Consider the following 18036-nt stretch of genomic DNA (forward strand, 5'->3'; position numbering starts at 1 on the left):
CACATAGCCATACGCGCCGCCCGCGCGCGCCGGGTTCACGTTCAGGCACACGCCGGTATGCTGCGCCTTGCACGTCGGGCAGCGCCCGCATGCGACGTTGAACGGCACCGAGACCAGATCGCCGATGGCCAGCGTCTCGACGTCGCGGCCCACCTCGATCACCTCGCCGGTGATCTCGTGGCCGAGCACGAGGCCCACTTCCGCGGTCGTGCGCCCGCGCACCATGTGCTGGTCGGAGCCGCAGATATTCGTGCTCACCACCTTCAGGATCACGCCGTGACCGATCGACCGCCCGCGCGGATCGACCATCTTCGGATAGTCGATCGACTGGACTTCCACCTTGCCCTGCCCCAGATATACGACGCCGCGATTGCTGCTCATCTGTCTGTCTCCATGTCTCGTGAGTGGCGCGCCCCCGCTCGATGGGGTACGCCGTTCATCGAGGGTAGCGCCCGCTGCCGCGAGGCATAGGCAGCGAACGCGACATGGGTTTGGCTGGAACCGACATGAGGCCCGGGCTCCACTGCTGTCGGGTCCATCCGTTTTTTATTGATTGACCGTTCAATATAAAAAAACTACCATGCTCTCTCGAACATGTGGGCCGGTTGCGCTCGTCCCACGCCCTTCTTACTGCCCGCCCCTGGCTGCCCCATGCCCAAACTTGGAATGCGCGAAATCCGCCGCGCGCAACTGATAGACGCAACGCTCCTCACGATCGACCAGGCCGGTCTCGCGGGCGCGACGCTGGCGTCGGTGGCCCAGCGCGCCAGTATCTCCACCGGCATCGTCAGCCACTATTTCGGCGACAAAGACGGCTTGCTGGAGGCCACCATGCGGCACGTGCTGCGCGATCTGTGGCAAGCCACCTCGCGTCGGCGGCGGGCGGCGAAAGCGGACCCGCGCTCGAAATTGCGCGCCGTGGTCGCCGCGAATTTCGACGCCGAGCAGACCAGCGCGCCGGTGATGAAAACCTGGCTCGCTTTCTGGTCCGAGAGCATGCACAAGCCGCAGCTGCGGCGGCTGCAATACGTCAACACGCGCCGGTTGAACTCGAACCTGTGCGCCGATTTTTCCAGGGCGCTGCCGCGTCAGGCGGCACGGCGCGCGGCGAGCGGCCTCGCCGCGTTGATCGACGGCTTATGGCTGCGCGGTGCGCTGTCGGGCGAACCATTCGACACCAAAGCGGCGCTGCGCGTCGCCAACGAATATATCGATCTGGTCCTCGCCGCAGGCAACTAGACCGCTGACACTTTTAAAGGAGCAAGCCATGGCGGTATTCGCAACGCAACGTCTCTACATCAACGGAACCTACGTCGACGCGACCAGCGCGGAAACCTTCGAGACGCTCGACCCCGCCACCGGCGAAACGCTCGCCAGTGTGCAACAGGCGTCGGCGGCGGACGTCGAGCGCGCGGTGCAGTCGGCGCGCGACGGTCAGCGCGAATGGGCCGCGATGACCGCGATGCAGCGCTCGCGCATTCTGCGCCGTGCGGTCGATATCCTGCGCGAGCGCAACGACGAACTCGCCGCACTTGAAACACGCGACACCGGCAAGCCGATAACGGAGACACGCGCGGTGGACATCGTCACCGGCGCGGACGTGATCGAATACTATGCGGGCCTCGCCACCGCCATCGAAGGGCAGCAGATTCCGTTGCGGCCTTCCTCTTTCGTTTATACGCGGCGCGAGCCGTTGGGTGTATGCGCGGGCATCGGCGCGTGGAACTACCCGATTCAGATCGCGTGCTGGAAGTCGGCGCCCGCGCTTGCAGCCGGCAACGCGATGATCTTCAAGCCGAGCGAAATCACGCCACTGTCCGCGCTTAAACTCGCGGAGATTTACACCGAAGCAGGCGTGCCAGCGGGCGTGTTCAATGTCGTGCAAGGTGACGGCCGCGTCGGTGCGATGCTCGCGGCGCATCCCGGCATCGAGAAGATATCGTTCACGGGCGGTGTGGAAACGGGCAAGAAGGTGATGTCGCTCGCGGGCGGTTCATCGCTGAAAGAAGTGACCATGGAACTCGGCGGCAAATCGCCGCTGCTCGTGTTCGACGACGCCAATCTCGAACGCGCCGCCGACATCGCGATGAGCGCCAACTTTTTCAGCTCCGGCCAGGTCTGCACCAACGGCACGCGCGTTTTCGTGCAGCGCGGTGTTCACGAGCAATTCGAAAGGCTCGTGCGGGAACGCGTCAAACGCATTCGCGTCGGCTTCCCCACCAACGGCGATACGAACTTCGGTCCGCTCGTCAGCGCCGCGCAATTGCAGAAGGTATTGGGCTACATCGAAAGCGGCCTGCAGGAAGGCGCGCGACTCGTTGCAGGCGGCAAGCGTCTGACCCAAGGGCATTTCGGCCCCGGCCAATATGTCGAGCCGACCGTGTTCGCCGATTGCCGCGACGACATGCGCATCGTGCGCGAAGAAATCTTCGGCCCGGTCATGAGCATCCTGGTGTTCGACGACGAAGACGAAGCGATCGCACGAGCAAACAACACCGCCTACGGTCTCGCCGCGGGTGTGGTCACGGAGAACTTCGCGCGCGCGCATCGCGTCATTCATCAACTCGAAGCGGGCATCTGCTGGATCAACACGTGGGGCGAATCGCCGGCGGAAATGCCGGTGGGCGGCTACAAGCAATCAGGTGTGGGCCGCGAAAACGGCATCACGACGCTCGAGCACTACACGCGCATCAAGTCCGTGCAAGTCGAGCTCGGTCCCTATCAACCGGTGTTCTAAGGAGTGGCTGCGATGGCTTCGAATGAATACGACTACATCATTGTCGGGGCGGGATCGGCGGGCAACGTGCTCGCCTCGCGCCTGACCGAAGACGCGGACGTCACCGTGCTGCTGCTCGAAGCAGGCGGCCCGGACTACCGCCTCGACTTCCGCACGCAGATGCCGGCGGCACTCGCGTATCCGCTGCAAGGGCGCCGCTATAACTGGGCGTACGAAACGGACCCCGAACCGCATATGAACAACCGGCGCATGGAATGCGGACGCGGCAAGGGGCTGGGCGGTTCGTCGCTGATCAACGGCATGTGCTACATCCGCGGCAATGCGCTGGATTACGACGGCTGGGCAACGCGAGAAGGTCTGGAAAACTGGACCTATCTGGATTGCCTGCCGTATTTCCGCAAGGCCGAGACGCGCGACGTGGGCGCGAACGCATATCACGGCGGCGATGGCCCGGTGCATGTGACCACCAGCAAGCCCGGCAACAACCCGCTTTTTGCTGCGATGGTCGAGGCAGGTGTGCAAGCGGGCTTCCCACGTACCGACGATCTGAACGGCTATCAGCAGGAAGGCTTTGGTCCCATGGACCGCACGGTTACGGCGAACGGCCGGCGTGCGAGCACGGCGCGCGGCTATCTGGATCGCGCAAAAACGCGTGCGAACCTGACGATCCTCACGCATGCCGTGACCGATCGCGTGTTGTTCTCCGGCAAGCGTGCAGTGGGCGTCGCATATCTGCACCATGGCAATGCGGTGAAAGCGCACGCGCGCCGCGAAGTGCTGGTATGCAGCGGCGCAATCGCATCGCCGCAATTGCTGCAACGTTCGGGTGTGGGCCGCGCGAGTTGGCTGCGCGAACTCGATGTGCCGCTCGTGCATGATCTGCCCGGTGTCGGTGATAACTTGCAAGACCATCTGGAGATGTACATTCAGTACGAATGCAAGGAGCCCGTTTCGCTCTATCCCGCGTTGCAGTGGTGGAATCAGCCGGCGATCGGACTCGAATGGATGCTGAACGGTACAGGCATCGGCGCAAGCAATCAGTTCGAAGCAGGCGGCTTTATCCGCACCCGCGACGACGACCTTTGGCCTAACATTCAATATCACTTCCTGCCGGTAGCGATCAATTACAACGGCTCTAACGCGATCAAGATGCATGGCTTTCAGGCGCATGTGGGGTCGATGCGTTCGCCAAGCCGTGGCCGTGTGAAGCTCACGTCACGCGATCCGAACGCGCATCCGAGCATTCTGTTCAACTACATGGCCGATCCACTGGACTGGCGCGAGTTCCGCGACGGCATCCGGATTACCCGCGAGATCATGCGCCAGCCGGCGCTCGATCGTTATCGCGGACGCGAACTGAATCCGGGCGCGGAACTGAGCACGGATGAACAGCTCGACACCTTCGTGCGGATGCGCGCCGAGACGGCGTTTCATCCGTCCTGCTCGTGCAAGATGGGTTACGACGAGATGGCGGTGGTGGACAACGAAGGCCGCGTGCATGGCATGGAAGGACTGCGCGTGGTCGATGCGTCGATCATGCCGCAGATCACCACGGGCAATCTGAATGCGCCGACCATCATGCTCGCGGAGAAGATCGCCGACCGCATTCGTGGACGTGAAGCGCTGCCGCGTGTGGATACGCCTTACTTCGTCGCGAATGGCGTGCCTTCCAGAAAGCGCGAAACGGCGACGGTTTAGCGCGCGCCGCGTTTGCGGCGCCACCGCACAAACATCGCGATTGACTACCTCAGTGGTATCGGCGCGGCAAGAAGAAAGGGGCGCACGCTACGAGTATTGAGCCATCCCTGCACCTGACAGGTGCTCCAAAACCAAAGGGCGCGAAACGCGCCCTTCAGTCATTCATGCCAGTGCGGACCCCGCAAGGCGCAGCGCATTATTTGCCCGCTACATACGCTTTCACAGCCGGCAAACCATCCTTGCCGTCGAACGTCTTCACACCCGCGAGCCATTTATCGAGCACGCCCGGATTCGCCTTTAGCCACTGGCGCGCGGCCTTGTTCGGATCCGTCTTGTTCATGATCGGCACCATCACGTGGTTCTCGATATCGGTCGTGAACTGCAGGTTCGATACGAGCTTCGCGACATTGGGGCAACGCGTCGAATAATCTGTCGACGTCACCGTCAGCACTTTCGCTTCGCCGTAATTCGCGCCGAACACGTCGTCGCCGCCGGACAGATAATCGATCTTCATCTGTACGTTCATCGGATGCGGTTCCCAGCCGAGAAACACAATCGGCTTCTTCTCGCGGATCGCGCGGTTGACTTCGACCAGCATGCCCGCCTCGCTCGACTCCACCATCTTGAACTTGCCGAGCCCGTACTGGTTGCTGTCGATCATCTTCTTGATCAGCGCGTTGCCGTCGTTGCCCGGCTCGATGCCGTAGATCTTCCCGTCGAGCTTGTCGTAGTTCTTCGCGATGTCGTTGAACGACTTGATGCCGGCCTGATACGCGTAGTCGGGCACGGCCAGCGTGTATTTCGCGCCGGTCAGATTCGGCGTGGCCAGCACCGTGAGCTGGCCGGCTTTCTTGAACGGATCGATCATCGGGTCCATGGTCGGCGACCAGTAGCCGAGGAACACGTCGATCTGCTTGCTCTTTACACCGGCGAATGTGATCGGTACTGAAGCAATCGTCTTGGTCGGCTTGTAGCCGAGCCCTTCAAGCACGGTGGAGGCAAGCCCGGTAGTCGCCGCAATGTCGGTCCAGCCGACGTCGGCAAACCGGACGTCCCGGCAGGTAGCAGGTTCTGCGGCAAAGACAGACGACACCGACAGCGCGCACAGCGACGCAGCCCACAAACGTTTCATGACGGTCCTTTGATGATTGGTATTGGTCTTAACAGGCAGAAAAGATTTTAATTGGCCTATTCACGCGCACAACCACAGAGCTGATCGCATCGCGCTTCATAGGCCGCTCAGCCGTGCTGCGCGGCGGCTGGCGCGCGGCGCACGTTCATCAGGCTGCGCAAGCCCGACAGCAACGGCGCGCGCGCCATGCCCGGCGCACGGCCGAAGCTCTCCGTGATGCGGTCCAGGATGATCGCAAGCATCACCACCGAAAGACCGCTTTCGAATCCCAGCCCGATGTCCAGCCGCTGAATACTCGCCAGCACGTCGTTGCCCAGACCGCCCGCGCCGACCATCGACGCGATGATCACCATCGACAGCGCCATCATGATGGTCTGGTTCACACCGGTCATGATCGACGGCAGCGCATTGGGAAACTGCACCTTGTACAGCAGTTGCCACGGCGTGCAGCCAAAAGCCTGCCCGGCCTCGACGATTTCGCGGTTCACATGCTTGATGCCGAGCGACGTGAGGCGCACTGCGGGCGGCATTGCAAAGATCACCGTCGACAGAATCCCCGGCACGCGGCCCAGGCCGAACAGCATCGCGGCCGGAATCAGGTAGACGAACGCGGGCATGGTCTGCATCAGATCGAGCACCGGGCGCACCACCATCTCCACTGTGCGGCTCTTCGCGGTCCAGATGCCGAGCGGCACGCCGAGCAGCAGGCTGATCAAGGTCGAGGACAGCGTAAGGCCGAGCGTGATCACCATCTGGTCCCAGAAGCCGGTGCCGTAGATCAGCAGCAGCGCGAGCAGGGTGAACAAGGCGAAACGCCAGCCCACCCGCCACAAGCCGATGCCGACGAAGAACGCCATCAGCGCCCACATCGGCACGGCCTGCAGGCCATGCTCGATGACGGCGGCAAAGTTCTCGATGACCTTGCCGATCGAATCAAAGGTTTTCGCGTCGTGATCGAGCAGGTAGTGAACGCCGTGATCGACCCAGGCGCCAAGTGGAATGACTTCAGACATGGGAGCTCCGATGGCGCGTGAGAACGTTCAGCACGGTCGTCTTGTTGACCGAACCACAGTACGAGCCGTCCGCTTCGACGACCGGCAGCGGCGCGTGGCTTGCCACCACCCGTTCGACGACGTCGTCGAGCGGCGCAGTGCGGTGGATGCATTCGACGGGGTTGAGCTTCGGCGAGGCGCTGCCCAGCGCATCGCGGCACACGAAGCCGCGAATCCGGCGCGCGCTGTCGAGCACGAACGCGTAGTCGGCGCTGCCGTTCAGCGTCGCCGCGACGCTCGATGCATCGATGGGCGACGCGTGCTGCATGAGCGGCACGGCGTCGGTCTGCATCAGGTCGCCGGCGGTCAGGTAGCGGCTCGTGTCGATACCTTCGAAGAACGCCCGCACGTAATCGTCGGCGGGATTCGTGATGATCTGCTGCGGCGTGCCGATTTGCACGACCTTGCCGCCCTCCATGATCGCGATGCGCGTGCCGATGCGCATCGCCTCTTCCAGATCGTGCGACACGAACAGGATCGTGCGCTGCTGCTCGCGTTGCAGCTCGAGCAGCACGTTCTGCATTTCCTTGCGCTTGAGCGGATCGAGCGCGGAAAACGCCTCGTCCATGATCATCAGCGACGGGTTGACCGCCAGCGCCCGCGCGAGGCCCACGCGCTGCTGCATGCCCCCCGAGAGCTGCGCGGGCAGCTTTTGCGCGAACGGCGCGAGGCCGACCTGCTCCAGCACTGCCATGGCCCGCTTCTCGCGTTCCTTGCGGCCGAGGCCCGCCACTTCGAGCCCGAACGCGGCGTTCGACAGCACCGTTCGCTGCGGCATCAGCGCGAACGACTGGAACACCATGCTCATGTCCTTGCGGCGCAGCGCCGTCAATTCCGAGCGCGGCACGCTCGCCACGTCGCGGCCGTCGATCAGCACCTTGCCGGCCGTCGGCTCGACGAGCCGGTTGATCAGGCGAATCAGCGTCGACTTGCCGGAGCCGGACAGGCCCATCAGCACGAAGATCTCGCCTTCCTTCACTTCGAACGACACGTTGTGCACGCCGACGATATGACCGGTGCGCGCGAACACGTCCTCTTTGGTTGCGCCGGCGGCCAGCATGGCGCTCGCCTGTTTCGGGTTGGGGCCGAACACCTTGCATAGTCCTTCGACCACGACCTTCGGGGAATTCATTGAATGCTCTCCTAGCGTGGCGGACGTCCGTCCGCGCTGTACATACATAGTTGCCAGAAAAAAGTGCGCCTAGCCGACTATTTGCGACAACCACATGTGGAAATACGACAATCGCGCCGCGCGAGCCTCGCCGCGTACTCGGCGCAGCCCTGTGGCGCAAGCGTTTGACGGCTATTGGCAGGGTCGGCGCGGCGTGTCGCATTAGCATAAGTGATGCAAGCAGAGCGAAAGAAAACGCGTCGGCAACAGCCGGCGCCGTTGCAGAAGTGGCAGCCTGCGCACCCAGACTCAATGCGACTGCGATGGTTATCGGCAGGACGATATCCTGGTTTCCCGTCATCTCGAAGATCATTGCCACCGCGGTCATGGCCGTGCCGGTGCTGCCGCCCAGCATCGCGCCCCTTCCTGCCATCGCAAACGCTGGCGCCCTCAACGGTGCACCCGGCTCGATGATCGCTACGATGGAGGACCACGCTGCGCCAGGCGTGGCGCCAACGAATAGCGACGGCGAGAAGCCCGACACCAAGCCTGTCCGACGTGGCCACGGTTTATGGCTGTGCTCGATGCTGCGCGCTTTTGGAGGCCGCAAGCATGATCTGACAATCGTTGCTTTTCATCGTTGTACTAACTGATCAAGCAGTTTTCGCCAACATACCATGTGCGCCGCCGGCCGGCCTGCGCTCGCGCGGGGTCGATATCGCTGACATAATGGTTTCCCCCAATCTCGCCTCCACCCTTGAGGAGCCCCAGTGAACAATTCAGCCGCCCCCTCCCACAGCAATGCAGTGCGTCGCGTCGCCTTTCTCGGCCTCGGCGTCATGGGTCATCCAATGGCCGGGCATCTGGCCAAAGCCGGCCTCGACGTAACCGTGTACAACCGTACCTGGCCGAAAGCCGAGCAATGGGTCTCCGAATACGGTGGACGCGCGGCGCGCACGCCGCGTGAAGCCGTCGACGGCGCAGATCTCGCACTCGCGTGTGTGGGCAACGACGACGACTTGCGCAGCATCACGCTCGGTGACGACGGAGCATTTGCGGGCATGGCACCTGGCGCGGTATTCGTCGACCATACGACGGCATCGGCCAACGTCGCCCGGGAACTCGCGGAGATCGCGCAAAGGCAAGGCCTGCATTTCATCGACGCGCCGGTCTCCGGCGGGCAGGCCGGCGCCCAGAAGGGCACGCTGACCATCATGTGCGGCGGCGATGCCACGGCGTTCGAACGCGCCGCGGCGACGCTCGATCACTATGCGACGGCCGTCACGCTGATCGGCCCGGCAGGCGCAGGTCAACTGGCGAAGATGGTCAATCAGATCTGTATTGCCGGCATGGTGCAGGGCCTGGCCGAAGCCATCAACTTCGGCGAGCATGCCGGCCTCGACATGCGGCTCGTGCTGGCGGTGATCGGCAAGGGCGCCGCCGCCAGTTGGCAGATGGAAAACCGCGGCGCGACGATGATCGAAGGCAAGTTCGATTACGGTTTCGCGGTCGACTGGATGCGCAAGGACCTCGGCTTCTGCCTCGACGAAGCGAAGCGCAATGGCGCATCGCTACCGGTCACCGCTCTCGTCGACCAGTTCTATGGCGACGTGCAGGCGCTGGGCGGCAACCGCTACGATACGTCCAGCCTCATCTGGCGCCTGCGCAAGCTCAAGTCCGCCGGCTAGCACCGGAGCGGGCGTCTGCGCCCGCACCTGAGCGCGCCTTCGAGCGCGCATCTGGCCGCGCGCCTGGCGGGCGCGCCGCCTGGCGCCTCTGTCATTTGCGCCACCGCAACGGACGGCGCAGGTGATGCCGCTCCAGCCGCACGGCAGTGCCCGCCTGAACAAACGCGGGCACGCCGCCGCCCAGCCCGAGCCCTTCCTGCCGCTCCCGCTCTTCGTCGGCCTCGACCGTCTTGCCCGTATCGATGAAGAGGGCCGCCACGATACCCACGGCCAGCAGCGCCGCCGAAATCGTGAACGGGACATCGTAGCTGCCGGTAGTCTCGATCAGATAACCGAACACGACCGGCGACAGCATGCCCGCCACGCCGAAGCCCGTGTTCATCATGCCGCCCGCGGTACCGGCGTATTTGCCGGCGATGTCGAGCGGCAACGTCCACAACACGGGATTCGTGATCTCGAGGAAGAAGAACGAAGCGGACAGGAACAGCACCGCCATCATCGGGTTGGTCGCGGTGACCATCGGCAGAAGGAAGATCAGTGAGCCACCCATGCCCACCACCAGCACGGCACACCGGGCAAAGCGCAGGCGGCCGGTCAGCTTGTAGAGCTTGTCCGACGCCACGCCGCCCAGCGTATCGCCGATCACCCCGGCGAGCAGCGGCAGCGCGGTGAAAAGTGCCAGCTGTTTGAGGTCGAAGCCGCGCGCTTCTTTCAGATACGAAGGCAGCCAGGTCAGATAGACCCAAAGCAGCCAGCCGTAACAGAAGTCGACGAAAGTCACGAGCCACATGCGGCGGATCAGCTTTCGCCACGGCGTGGCCGAATGCTTTGCGCGGTCGCAATCGCCAGCACGATAGCCGATCTCGGCGGTTTCCTCGGGCGTGATGCGCCGGTTCTGCTCGGGCGAGTTCGTGAACACGCACAGGTAGAGCACCGTCCATGCGAGGCTGGCCACGCCGAGCAGAATGAACGCATCGCGCCAGCCGCCCGCCACGACCACCGCGAGCACGAGCGGCGGCGTCACTGCGCCGCCCAGACGCGCGAAACTGTGCGTGATGCCTTGCGCGAAGCCACGTTCGGCAACCGGCATCCAGTAAGTGAATGCCCGCGTGGCGCTCGGAAAGGCACCGCCTTCGCCGATCCCGAGCGCAAAGCGCAGCGCGACCAGCATCACTACGCTACCGGCAAAACCGGTGGCGAGCGTCGCCACGCCCCAGATCAACGACAGCACCGTCAGCACCAGTTTCGGCCCGTACTTATCCGACAGCCAGCCGCCGAGGATCTGCATGAACGCATACGGATACGCAAAAGCCGAGAACACCAGGCCTAGCTGAACGGTGGTCAGCCCCATTTCGTGGCGAATCATCGGGCCGGCCACGGCGATGTTGACACGATCGATGTACGAGATGAAATACATCAGGCACATGACGGCCAGAATGATGTGGCGCGTCTTCACACGCCGCTTGTGTGTGTTCATGCTGTCTCCTGTCTCTCTCTCATGTGACGGCTATGGCGTCATCGACGGCTGCTGCGCCGGCGACGTCCAGCTCGTTCGATCAGTGCGGCGGATGGGTCCGCTCTCGCACTCTCCTACCTTCCTTCGCGCATGCCGGCGCTGCCGCCGCCGGCAGACAGCAGCCGCATCAGGACGGCACGAGCTTCAGACGTTGCACCTTGCCCGAAGGCCCGCGAGGCAGTTCCGCAACGAAGTGGAACGCCTTCGGTGTCTTGTAGCGGCCCAGTTCGCGCAAGCAGTGCGCATGCAGCTCGGCCGTGTCGAGCGCGCCTTGTCCCTCGGCGACGCGCGGCACCACGAATGCAACGATCTCCTGACCGTACGCCGTGTCCGGGACTCCGACCGCCGCCGCATCCAGCACGCCGGGGTGCCGGAGCAACGCTTCGTCGATTTCGCGCGGCGCGATGTTCTCGCCGCCCTTGATGATCAGTTCCTTCGCCCGGCCGTTGATGTAGAAATAGCCGTCCTCGTCGCGATACCCGAGGTCGCCGGTGCGCAGCCAGCCGTCGTCGGTGAAAGCGGCGCGGGTTTCCTCAGGCCGCTTATAGTAGCCGTCCATGACCTGCTCGCCGCGCAGCACGATTTCGCCGCACTCGTTGGGCACGCACTCGTGGCCGTCCCGCCCTATCACCTTGGCTTCGCCGCCCGAAGGCCGACCGATGCTGCCGATCTTGCGCGACGCCGCATCATAAGGATTACTGAACACGGGCGCGGCCGTTTCGGTCATGCCCATGGTTTCGATGATGCCGACCCCGAAGCGCGCCTCGAACGCGCGATGATGATCGACCGGCAGCGCCGCGGAAGCACTGCGGCAGAACTTCAGCGCCGACAGATCGAACGCGCACTGTTCGTTGTTGTTCAGCAAATACGCGACGATCGTCGGCACGACGTTGATCCACGTACAGCCGTAGCGCGCGACGTCGCGCCAGAAGGTGCGACCCGAAAAGCGCGGCGTCACGACCACCGAGCCGCCGTGAAAGAGCGGCGCCAGCAGCGTCACAACGAGGCCATTGATGTGATAGAAAGGCAACGAAGCGAGAACCCGGTCATCATCGCCGAGCCGGTGTTCGGCGGTGATGTTGCCCGCGTTGGCGAGCAGGTTCCGATGCGTCAGCAAGACGCCCTTCGGTGCGCCGGTGGTGCCCGAGGTGTACATCAGCAGCGCGACGTCGTCCGCGTCCGGTTCCGGTGAGGATGCGAGCGCCGCATTGCGCAGGTGCACAGCGGCGCGCGCCGCCGAGGTTGGCTGCGCAGCCGCGCCTACGGTCGCCTCCGCCAGAGCCAGCTCGGTTTGCAGCGACGCGGGCGGCTCCAGCGCATCCGGTTCCGTTAGCACCAGCGCGATGTCGCGGCCCCGCGCTGACTCCTGCGAGCCGGCAATTGCAACGGCGACCGCTTCGCGCGTCTCGCGCGTGGCAAAGATCATGTGCGTGTCCGAATGCTCGACGATGTAGCGAAGTTGCGAGGGCTGGCACAGCAGATTGAGCGGGTTCGCGACGAGCCCGCTATACATCGCGGCAAGCAACAGCCGGGCGGTCTGGATGCCGTTGCCCATGTACACCGAGACGACATCGCCCGGCCGCAACCCGGCTTCCCAAAAACGCGCTTCCAGCACGCGGCAGTCGTCGCGCAGTTCGCCAAACGTCAAGGTGTTCACGCGCGAACCGCCGACGCTGTCGGAGCCACGGTTATCGTCGCCTTCGGGTGCCGCCAGCAGGAACGGCTTGTCCGGAAACTGCGCGGCGCGCGCGTCGATCAGCGCGCGGATCGTAACAGGCTGATTCATCGACCGTACCTCTTGAAAAAATCGCCGAGCAGGTCTTCGACCTCAGGCACGCGCTCCTCGATCGGGTAGGCGACGCGCGTGATGTTCAGGTATTGGCGGAAGTTCAGATTGCCCGAGAAATTATTGCGGCCCCACGTCCCGCATCCCATCGACAGGGAGAACGGCAAGCCGTTATCGAAGTTGCCGCCGGTGGCGAAGCAATGCGCCTGATTCACGATCACGCGCGCGACCGGCAACGTCGAACCGAGTAGGACGGCTTGCTCCGGATCGGAGGAATGCAGGCCGACCGAATGCCCGGCTCCCATGTAGGCGTAGATGCCGCGTACGAGACTACAAGCGGCGTCGAAAGTGTTCGCGCGATAAACAGTCAAAACCGGCGCGAGCTTCTCGCCGGAAAATGGGTAGTCCGCACCGAAGCCTGTTTCTTCCACCATCAGAAACGCAGGGTCACGTTCGGCAATGTCATCGAGGCCCGCCGCGCGCGCAATCGAGGCAGCCGATCTCGCCGTGCATTGCTCGGAGAGCTTGCCGTTCACCCACATAGCGGCCTGCAGCCGCGCCTTCTGCGAGCCGTCGAGCAGCACGCCGCCGCACGCGGCCAGTTCGCGCAACATCGGCTCGTACACGGCCTCTTCGATCACGACGCTGTTCTCGGATGAACAGCTCGTCGCGTTATCGAAGGTCTTCGAGCTGGCAATCTTGTGCGCCGCATCGTGCAGATCGGCAGACGCCGTCACGATCGAAGCTACGTTTCCCGCTCCCACGCCAAACGCGGGCGTCCCGCTTGCATAGGCCATCCGCACGTTCGCCTGCGATCCGGTCGCGACGACCAGGTCGGCCTCGCGCATCAATTCGGCGGTGGCCGCCTTGCTGATCGGCGCGGGCAACATCTGGACGAGATCCGCCGGCAGCCCGGCTTTGGCGAATTGATCATGAATGAACTCGATTAGCAGCGCGCAGGAAGAAAAGCCCTTCGGCGAAGGCGCGACGATCACCGCGTTGCCGCATTTGAGCGCGTTGATGATCTTGTTGGCCGGTGTCGCCGCCGGATTGGTCGACGGCGTAATCGCCGCAACCACGCCGACCGCGCGCGCTATCTCGACGATGCCGGTTGCCGCGTCGCGCGATATCACGCCGCTGGTCTTCTGTCCGTGCAGATCGCGCAGCAATCCGAGTGTTTTACGATAGTTCTTGCGGAATTTGTCATCCGCATTGCCGAGACCGGTGTCGTGCACCGCCAGTTCGGCAAGCCGCCGGTTGCGCGCGGGCTCCATGATGGCCCATGCTGCGGCGTCGACGGCGGTATCGAGCACATGTTGTCCCGCGAATTCGAACACACGCTGCGCGGCGCGCGCCCGCGCGACGCGTTGCGCGACGCTGCGCTCGACATCGCCGTCCACGCCCTGGCGCGCTGCTTCGGCTTGTGTGGCCCTGACATTCATACCGTTCGCTCCTGATGGAAAAGATTGGCAGTTAAACTAATCTAGCCAGCTGCGCGCGCGTCGGAGTCCCGTTTTTTTAACTATTCTCTGCACTGCCCTCGCCAGAATCGAAAAGTGCAAGATTCGGGACTTTCCATAGTCCCGAAAACCGATCAGGTCGATGCACAATCCGGGTTGGAGATACAACGGTGAGGAGACGCAGTGTCGACTTCGAATCAATCGAATGCGGCGGCAGTGCGCGCGTTTCGCGTACTGGAAACCTTGGCGGAGGCAGGTGCGCCGCTTTCGATGACCGACCTCGTGCATGCGCTGCAATTGCCCAAGCAGACCGTGCATCGCATCCTCGTGCAGTTGATGGACGCATGGCTCGTGACGCGCAGCGCGGGCGGCCGGCTCTATGAATGCTCGCCGCGCGTGCGCATGCTTGCCGTCAATGTCCTGATGCACGCGGGCCCGGCAGCCGCGCGCCATGTGTTGCTCGAACAGCTGGTGGCGAAAATCGGCGAGACATGCAATCTGACGATGCTCTCGGGCAACGATGTGGTCTACGTCGACCGCGTGGAAACGGAGTGGCTGTTACGCATGCATCTTCAGCCGGGCTCGCACGTGCCATTGCATTGCTCGGCAAGCGGCAAGCTTCTGCTGAGCTTTCTGCCGAAGGACCGGCGTGAGCGGCTCATCGAAACCTTGCCGCTGCGCGCCTATTCGGAACGGACCATTACGGACCGCGAGGCGTTACGCAAGGAACTGGTCGTGACGCGGCGGCGCCAGCTGGCGATCAACGATCAGGAACATCTGCAGGGGCTGATCGCCATCGCCGTGCCTGTCATGCTGGACCGCAATCGCGCTTGCGCGGCGATTGCGGTTCAGGCGCCGGTCGGGCGGGTCACGCTCGACGATCTGCTGGCCTTCCTGCCCGATCTGCGTCAGGCGGCCGACGAAACCGCGAAAACATTCCGCATGTAACGAGTTCGACAGAAGCCGAATGCCCCCGGAGCCCGCGTTCCGCTGCGGACCGCATCATTCCGGAAAACGGGACGACCTGCGCTGGCCGATGCGTCTGAAACGGCGCGAGGTCCGCGAAGACCGGCTTCATAAAAGGCGCACTGTACAATGATGTCGATCCATTTTCCGGAACGGTCGACATGATTAAAGCCGATACTCCCACCCTGCGTGCATTCGCGCTGCTCGAGCATCTCGTCAACGCTGACGGCCCAGTGTCGCTCGCCGACATTGCACAGGACGTCGATTTGCCGAAGGCTTCGTTGCACCGCATGCTGGCGTCATTGGAAGCAGGCGGCCTCGTAATCCGCGAACCGGGCCAGAAGAACGCCTACGTGATCGGGCCGCGCCTTGCGCAACTCGGTCTGGGCGTCATGATGCATTCGGGGGCGCGCAGGCTTCGCCATGCGATCCTTGCACATCTGGTCGCCGACCTTGGCGAGACCTGCAATCTCACGATGCTGCACGAAACGGAAGTGCTTTATCTCGACCGGATGGAAGCTCCGTGGCCGTTGCGGCTCGATCTCAAACCAGGCTCACATGTGCCCGCGCACTGCAGCGCGAGCGGCAAGCTGCTGCTGGCAATGCTGCCGCGCGAGCAACGCAGCGCGATCGTGCGCACGCTCAAGCTCGAACGCTTCACGCCCAACACCATCACCGATCCCGAACTGCTCGAAGCAGAACTCGACCGCATCGCGCACAAGCGCATCGCGATCGACAACGAAGAGTTCGTGGCCGGCATCGCGTGCGTGGCGGCGCCCGTGAGCGGTGAGAGCAATACGTGCATCGCGGCGATCGCGGTCCATGCGCCGGTTTCACGTGCGCCCCTCTCGCGCGCACTCGAATTCGTCCCGCGCTTGCAGGAAGCGGCGGGAGAGCTGGCAAAAACGTTCTAGCCGCTTACGCCTCGGGCCGCTGCGCGCGCACGAGTTGCGCGAGCAGGCGCACGCCGGGATCGATCTTTTCGAGTTTGATGGCGGAAAAGCCCATACGGAAGCAGCGATTCTGCTCCAGTCCGGTCATGAAAAAGACGTCGCCCAGTTCGATCAGGATGCCGTGGGCTTGCGCGTCCTCCGCGAGCCGCGTCGCATCGAGCCAGGGCGGCCCCTCGACCCAACACGACGCACCGCCTCCGAGCGGCACGTAGCGCGCCTCGGGCAGATGGGCGTCGAGCGCCGCCATCAGCGCCTGCGCCCGCTCCCGGTACGCCAGGGCAAGACGTCGCAATAGCGCGTCGTGATGCCCCAGTGCCAGGAAGGTCGCAAAGGCGCGCTGAATGTAGGCAGCCGGGTGACGCACCATGAGTCGGCGCAGCGCCCGCAGTTCGCGCATGAGCTCGCGCGGTCCGACGATATAACCCAGCCTCAACCCGGGCGCAAAGGTCTTCGACAGGCTGCCGATATAGATGACGCGGTCCGCCTTGTCCAGGCTCTTCAATGCGGGGTGCGGTGCACCGGAGAAGTTGTTCTCGCTCTCGTAGTCGTCTTCGATCAGGACGAAGTCATGCTCCTGCGCCAGTTCGAGGAGCGCATGGCGGCGCCCGATGGGCATGGTCGCCGTGGTCGGGCACTGGTGGCTTGGCGTGACGTAGACGTAGTCGCATTGCGCGAGCAGATCGGCGTCCTCGACCGGCCGCACACCGCCATCGTCGACCGGCAGAGGCTGCAGCCGCGCGTTGCGGTTCTCGAAGATATTGCGAGCGTCCGGGTAGCCGGGATTCTCAAAACCGATGGTGGTCCGCTCGCTCGCCAGTAGATCGGCGAGAAGATACAGCGCTTGCTGGCAGCCTATCGTGACGACGATTTCATCCGGCATCGCGAACACGCCGCGCCGCGGCAGCACGCGCGTGCGGACCTGCTGGATCAGCGTATCGTCATCGCGCTCGATCAGATCCGGCGCCCAGTTGCGAATCTCCATCACCGAGAGCGCTTTCATACAGCACTCGCGCCAGTCGGTCGTCGGAAACAGCGACTGGTCGAACTGCCCGTAGATAAAGGGGTACTCGTAGGTCAGCCAGTTGCCTGGCTTGACGATGTTGCGTTGCGCGGACGGCCGCCGGCGCACACGCTGGTCCCAATCCGGCCGCGCGACGGAGTCGTTGGCCGCCTGGCCCGGCGCCGTCTGCAGCGCAGAGAATCCGTGGCGCCCCTCGAGAATGGCTGGATTCACGAAGTGCCCGCTGCGCTCGCGCGAGAGCAGATACCCTTCTTCGACGAGTTGCTGATAAGCCAGCACGACGGTGTTGCGGGCAACGCTCAACTGGTCGGCAAGCTCCCGGCTGGATGGCAACGCGCGATCCGGCAACAGTTGGCCGTCGAGAATCGCGGCCACCAGCATCTGGCGAATCTGGCCCTGCAGGCTCATATTCGACTCGGGTGAACGCTGGAACCGCTGCGTCCATAAGCCCACCGAGGTACGACTAGACATGCTTTCTCCTGAGTTTTTTCGGCGCGACAACCGCCCTGCGAAGGATGTGCGCCTGCATGATCAACGCGCTCACCGAAAGAGCTTGCCGGCGCGAGGACAACGGTTTAAGTGCCTTGGCGAAGCGCTGCGCTTCAGACCACCCGCGGTGGACTCAGCGACCGACGGTCAGCCGGCTCTGCCCTCAACCCTCCCTATTTTCTAATGACGATACTCGCATCGACCCTTTCACGGCGATTGGGACATCCCCCGGTCCGCACGCGCGGGATTCGCGTGTAATCCGGTTTGCTGCGCCTGTTTGACGCGTTCGCGTTCGGCTGCATGAGCCTGTTCCGAGCCAGCCGGTGATTGTTTGCGACGCCGTGCGCACGGCGTATCGGAGCCTGCGAATAGCGCCAATCGTCTTGGCAGAAAAGCGCTCTGCGAAAACGTGGACTCAGCGATTCAG

General features: G+C 63.6%; 14 protein-coding genes and 1 pseudogene. 6 read left to right on the top strand and 9 right to left on the bottom strand.

Translation table 11 applies throughout. From position 1 onward, the window contains the following. Positions 1 to 381 (bottom strand): alcohol dehydrogenase catalytic domain-containing protein (locus ABQJ48_RS12240; RefSeq protein ID WP_367838281.1); only part of this gene is annotated, 381 nt, incomplete at its 3' end. A gap of 270 nt (positions 382 to 651) precedes the next feature. Here ABQJ48_RS12240 and betI point away from each other — a divergent pair. From betI to betA, 3 genes are read left to right on the top strand one after another with little or no spacing between them, the layout of a single operon-like run. After that, entirely contained in the window at positions 652 to 1239 is a 588-nt protein-coding gene (gene betI, locus ABQJ48_RS12245) for a transcriptional regulator BetI (RefSeq protein WP_367838282.1), read from the top strand. Positions 1240 to 1267: 28 nt separating this feature from the next. Next, on the top strand, positions 1268 to 2737 hold the full coding sequence (gene betB / locus ABQJ48_RS12250; protein WP_367838283.1) for a betaine-aldehyde dehydrogenase: 1470 nt from the start codon (positions 1268 to 1270) through the stop codon (positions 2735 to 2737). A gap of 12 nt (positions 2738 to 2749) precedes the next feature. Further along, positions 2750 to 4435, top strand: a complete 1686-nt coding sequence (gene betA, locus ABQJ48_RS12255; protein ID WP_367838284.1) for a choline dehydrogenase — start codon at positions 2750 to 2752, stop codon at positions 4433 to 4435. A 196-nt stretch (positions 4436 to 4631) separates the two neighbouring features. Here the strand turns inward: betA and ABQJ48_RS12260 are convergent, their stop codons facing one another. The 4 genes and pseudogenes from ABQJ48_RS12260 to ABQJ48_RS12275 all read right to left on the bottom strand — a co-directional run. Then, positions 4632 to 5567 carry a choline ABC transporter substrate-binding protein gene (locus ABQJ48_RS12260; RefSeq protein ID WP_367838285.1) on the bottom strand — a complete coding sequence of 312 codons (936 nt, stop codon included), beginning with the start codon at positions 5565 to 5567 and terminating at the stop codon, positions 4632 to 4634. A 107-nt stretch (positions 5568 to 5674) separates the two neighbouring features. Continuing rightward, a complete protein-coding gene (gene choW, locus ABQJ48_RS12265) occupies positions 5675 to 6580 on the bottom strand; it encodes a choline ABC transporter permease subunit (protein WP_367838286.1) in 906 nt (301 codons plus the stop codon). After that, positions 6573 to 7751: a quaternary amine ABC transporter ATP-binding protein gene (locus ABQJ48_RS12270; protein WP_367838287.1), complete on the bottom strand. Its 1179-nt coding sequence runs from the start codon at positions 7749 to 7751 to the stop codon at positions 6573 to 6575. Before ABQJ48_RS12270 ends, choW begins: the two co-directional genes overlap by 8 nt. A gap of 346 nt (positions 7752 to 8097) precedes the next feature. Continuing rightward, positions 8098 to 8274, bottom strand: a pseudogene (locus tag ABQJ48_RS12275) (chloride channel protein); the annotation flags it as partial. A 226-nt stretch (positions 8275 to 8500) separates the two neighbouring features. On the opposite strand from ABQJ48_RS12275, the gene ABQJ48_RS12280 reads away from it, so the two are divergent. Next, positions 8501 to 9418 carry an NAD(P)-dependent oxidoreductase gene (locus ABQJ48_RS12280; RefSeq protein ID WP_367838288.1) on the top strand — a complete coding sequence of 306 codons (918 nt, stop codon included), beginning with the start codon at positions 8501 to 8503 and terminating at the stop codon, positions 9416 to 9418. A gap of 91 nt (positions 9419 to 9509) precedes the next feature. On the opposite strand, the gene ABQJ48_RS12285 is transcribed toward ABQJ48_RS12280, so the two are convergent. The 3 genes from ABQJ48_RS12285 to sauS form a co-directional block, all read right to left on the bottom strand. Beyond that, positions 9510 to 10895, bottom strand: a complete 1386-nt coding sequence (locus tag ABQJ48_RS12285; RefSeq protein ID WP_367838289.1) for an MFS transporter — start codon at positions 10893 to 10895, stop codon at positions 9510 to 9512. A gap of 166 nt (positions 10896 to 11061) precedes the next feature. Then, positions 11062 to 12720 carry an AMP-binding protein gene (locus ABQJ48_RS12290; protein WP_367838290.1) on the bottom strand — a complete coding sequence of 553 codons (1659 nt, stop codon included), beginning with the start codon at positions 12718 to 12720 and terminating at the stop codon, positions 11062 to 11064. After that, positions 12717 to 14162, bottom strand: a complete 1446-nt coding sequence (gene sauS, locus ABQJ48_RS12295) for an acylating sulfoacetaldehyde dehydrogenase (RefSeq protein ID WP_367838291.1) — start codon at positions 14160 to 14162, stop codon at positions 12717 to 12719. Before sauS ends, ABQJ48_RS12290 begins: the two co-directional genes overlap by 4 nt. A 201-nt stretch (positions 14163 to 14363) precedes the next feature. On the opposite strand from sauS, the gene ABQJ48_RS12300 reads away from it, so the two are divergent. Next, positions 14364 to 15128, top strand: a complete 765-nt coding sequence (locus tag ABQJ48_RS12300) for an IclR family transcriptional regulator (protein WP_367838292.1) — start codon at positions 14364 to 14366, stop codon at positions 15126 to 15128. A gap of 179 nt (positions 15129 to 15307) precedes the next feature. Continuing rightward, the gene (locus tag ABQJ48_RS12305) at positions 15308 to 16060 is read left to right on the top strand and encodes an IclR family transcriptional regulator (RefSeq protein ID WP_367838293.1); all 753 of its coding nucleotides are present in this window, start codon (positions 15308 to 15310) and stop codon (positions 16058 to 16060) included. A 4-nt stretch (positions 16061 to 16064) separates the two neighbouring features. Here ABQJ48_RS12305 and pdxR read toward each other — a convergent pair whose 3' ends face one another. Further along, a complete protein-coding gene (gene pdxR / locus ABQJ48_RS12310; RefSeq protein ID WP_367838294.1) occupies positions 16065 to 17591 on the bottom strand; it encodes a MocR-like pyridoxine biosynthesis transcription factor PdxR in 1527 nt (508 codons plus the stop codon). Between the last annotated feature and the right edge of the window lie 445 nt (positions 17592 to 18036).

It is taken from the genome of Paraburkholderia suaedae (assembly GCF_040812055.1).
Classification (GTDB): Bacteria; Pseudomonadota; Gammaproteobacteria; order Burkholderiales; family Burkholderiaceae; genus Paraburkholderia.